The organism is Salipiger marinus, from assembly GCF_900100085.1.
Taxonomy (GTDB): domain Bacteria; phylum Pseudomonadota; class Alphaproteobacteria; order Rhodobacterales; family Rhodobacteraceae; genus Salipiger; species Salipiger marinus.
In genome coordinates this window covers 1-3643 of sequence record NZ_FNEJ01000070.1, presented here as the reverse complement: position 1 = coordinate 3643, position 3643 = coordinate 1, and the positions used below count along the sequence as shown (strand labels likewise).

Annotated in this window: 1 protein-coding gene and 1 pseudogene; one reads left to right on the top strand and one right to left on the bottom strand. The window is 64.1% G+C overall.

The window, feature by feature from the left end; genetic code table 11:
- A pseudogene (locus tag BLR51_RS26745) lies at positions 1-2785 on the bottom strand (Tn3 family transposase); the annotation flags it as partial.
- A gap of 120 nt (positions 2786-2905) precedes the next feature.
- Here BLR51_RS26745 and BLR51_RS26740 point away from each other — a divergent pair.
- Positions 2906-3517: a recombinase family protein gene (locus BLR51_RS26740; protein WP_089852579.1), complete on the top strand. Its 612-nt coding sequence runs from the start codon at positions 2906-2908 to the stop codon at positions 3515-3517.
- Positions 3518-3643: the final 126 nt, after the last annotated feature.

Here is a 3643-nt window from a genome sequence, read left to right as displayed (position 1 = left end):
GCTGGCGCTGTGTGACGGCCTCGCCCAGGCGGGCTGTGTTCCAGTGGATGACGATTGCGGCGAGGAGGTTGAGCGCGGCCATCCGAAAATGTTGGCCCTCGGCCGTCCTGTCGCGGATTTCGCCCTGTCGGCCGATCCGCAGAGCGTTCTTCAGCGCGTGGTGCGCTTCGCCCTTGTTGAGGCCGATCTGGACGCGGCGTTGCATGTCGGTGTTCAGGACCCATTCGATCATGAACAGCGTCCGTTCGACGCGGCCGACCTCGCGCAAGGCGACGGCAAGGTCGTTCTGGCGGGGATAGGACGCCAGCTTGCGCAGGATCTGACTGGGCGCGACGGTCCCGGCCGTCATGGTCGCCGCGATCCGCAGGATGTCGGGCCAGTTGGACGCGATCAGGTTCTCCCGGATCGTGCCGCCCGCCAGACCGCGCAGGTTCGGCGGCACGGCCTTCGGCTCGAAGACGTAGAGGCGCTTGGAGGGCAGATCGCGGATGCGCGGAATGAACCGGTGGCCGAGTATCGAGGTGACGGCGAAAACGTGATCGGTGAAGCCCCCGGTATCGGCATACTGCTCCCTGATCCGTTTGCCGACCTCGTTGTTCAGCAGCCCATCCAGGATGTAGGGCGCTTCGCTGACTGTGGCCGGAATGGTCTGCGACGCGAAGGGCGCGAACTGGTCGGAGACATGCGTGTAGGCCTTCAGCCCCGGCTCGCGCCCGTATTTCGCGTTGATCAGGTTCATCGCCTCGCCTTGCCGGGCGGTGGGGAAGAACTGTCCGTCGCTGGAGGCAGTCGTGCCCATGCCCCAGAACCTGGCCATCGGCAGAGCGGCCTGCGCTTCGACGACGCTCGCCAACGCGCGGGCATAAGCATCGCTTTCCACGTGCCAGCGCGAAATCCTCATCAGTTCCCAGAAGCCGTGGGAATTGCTGGCCTCGGCCATCTTGCTCAGACCGAGGTTAAGACCTTCGGCCAGAAGCACGTTCATCAGCCCGATCCGGTCCTTCGGCGGCGCACCGGTCCTGAGATGCGTGAACGCCTCGGTGAACCCGGTCGCGCGGTCCACCTCCAGCATGATGTCGGTGATCCGCGTCTCCGGTATGCGGCGGTAGAGATCGGACAGCAGGTCATCGGCCCCCTGCGGCGGCGCCGTCGGCAACCGGCTCAGATGAAGCACGCCGTTTGCAATTGATCCGCCGGGGATCGCGCCCGCTTTTGCGGCCTTGGCCAGCTTTTCGAGACCGATCTCCATTCGCGCATGGCGATCAGCCAGCCAGTCCTCGGGATCGAAGGGGACGGCGAGCCGCGCGTTTGCCTTTGCGGCCTGCGCAGGCACCAACACCTGTTTCAGATCGCCGTAACGCCGGGAGCGTTCCAGCCAGATATCGCCTGAGCGGAACGCGTCGCGCAGATGGAACATGACCGCGACCTCCCACAGGCGGCCGTCCCCGGAGGTCTGGGTCTTCAGATGGCGGTGCCACTTCGACGTGCGCCGCAGAAAATCCGTCGGCCGACTGTGAGCCCTGTCGAGCCGGATCAGCTCAGCCGCGTCCAGAAGGGGTTTGGCCACGTCCGCCCCGTCGATTTCAAGAAGCCGCAGCATCCGGGGCGCGTATCGACGAAACCGCTTATGCCCATGAACGACATGAGTAATCGGGTCCGATGACAGCGTATCCGTCAATCGGGCCGCGACAGCGACGAGAGTCTGCAAATCCGTCCATCCCGGACTGGACGAGATGGCGTCCTCAAGAGACACGTCGTCGTTCTTCGCTTCGAGAAGGGCCGCTCCCATGTCGCGGAACGAGCGCAAGGTCTTCTGGACCTCCGGTTGCGCTCCGTCCATGCGGTCATCGCACAGCCGGGCGGCCTCCCGCCAGGTCCTGCCGACGATCCGGTCATGTGTCTCGACCACGGCATCGGCGATCGCGCGTCGCCATTCCGATACGCAGACGGCAAGGATTGCGTGGCGGCGGTCGCCCGGCAGATCACGCAATCCGTCCGCGAAATAGCGTTCACCCTGCCGACGCAGACGGGTGATGCGATGATCCGGAACATCGTGGAACGCATCCGGCGAAACGTCGATCTTGCGAAGGTAATCGAGCCGGTCGAGCAGCCGGCGTGCAGCGGCCGAATTGTTGCCGACCTCGAACTTGCGCAGCCAGACGAACCGGGTCAGCCGATCCTCGACCATCTCAAACAGCAGATCGTCGAGGGCCACGCATTCGTCATCGCTCAAGCGATCCGCAATCCTCGTCTCTATCCGTTTCTCGGCGGCGACGAGCGCGTCGGCGCAGAGGCGCTCGATGGTCGATATGGCGGGAAGGATGGTCAGGGTTCTCCGGCATTCCTCGACGAAACGGCGGGCGATGTCTTCGTTGGAAACGGCGTGCTCGGCCTGGCCGTGGAGCCAGAGCTTCAGATCGCGGGCACCGCGGCCGGAGAAGGTCCTGTAGCCGTAGAGCTGACGCAGGCTGGCCATGTGCTCGTGCCGCGTTTCTTCGCGGGCGGCATAGGCGTCGAGGTCGGCGTCCTTGAGACCGAGCTACGCGGCAAGAAAGTCGGCGATCTCGACTGGGATGACCTCACCAGGCAGCAGAGCGCGTCCGGGATAGCGCAGCGCGCAAAGCTGCAGTGCAAAACCAAGCCGGTTTCTCGGGCGCCTGCGCTGGCCGATATGATCGAGGTCTTCATCCGATAGCGTATAGTGCTTGAGCAGCTGCGCCTCGTCCGCGGGAAGGCCGAACAGGACCTCCCGTTGCTTCGGCGTCAGGATGGTCCGGTGGGCCATGTTTCTTTTGCCTTCGATTACTCCATTGCGTATCTTTGATTTCGATATGGGTTAAGGAAACGTATCAATGGCCAAGAGCGCCGATTTTCGCCAAATGTCTCAAACGATCGTTTGCGACACATGCTGATCGGCTACGCGCGGGTCTCCAAGGCCGACGGAAGCCAGTCGCTCGACCTACAGAGGGACGCCCTGATCGCAGCGGGCGTTGGCGAAGATCAGATCTACTCGGACAGAGCTTCCGGGAAGAAGGACGAGCGGCCCGGTCTCGAGGCGTGCCTGAAGGCCCTGCGGGACGGCGACGTGCTGGTGATCTGGAAGCTCGACCGGATGGGCCGCAGCCTGCATCACTTGGTGAAGACGGTCGCCGGTCTCTCCGAGCGCGGCATCGGGTTGAAGGTGCTGACTGGACAGGGCGCCCAGATCGACACGACTACCGCCCACGGGCGGCTGTCCTTCGGTATCTTCGCCTCACTCGCCGAGTTCGAGAGCGAGCTCATCCGGGAACGGACGATGGCCGGGCTCGCCGCCGCCCGCGCTCGGGGGCGAAAGGGAGGCCGCAAGTTCGCGCTGACCAAGGCTCAGCTGCGCATGGCGCAGGCCGCGATGGCCAACCGCGATACCTCCGTCTCCGAGTTGTGCAAGGAGCTGAAGATCAGACCGGTAACGCTCTATCGGTATGTCGACCCAGAGGGAAACCTGCGCGAGAATGGGAAACGGCTGCTCGGCGCTTAGCGTAGGATTTCACACTCTCCCGCAAACGACCCCAACATTTTCGGATGGCCGCGCTCAACCTCCTCGCCGCAATCGTCATCCACTGGAACACAGCCCGCCTGGGCGAGGCCGTCACACAGCGCCAGC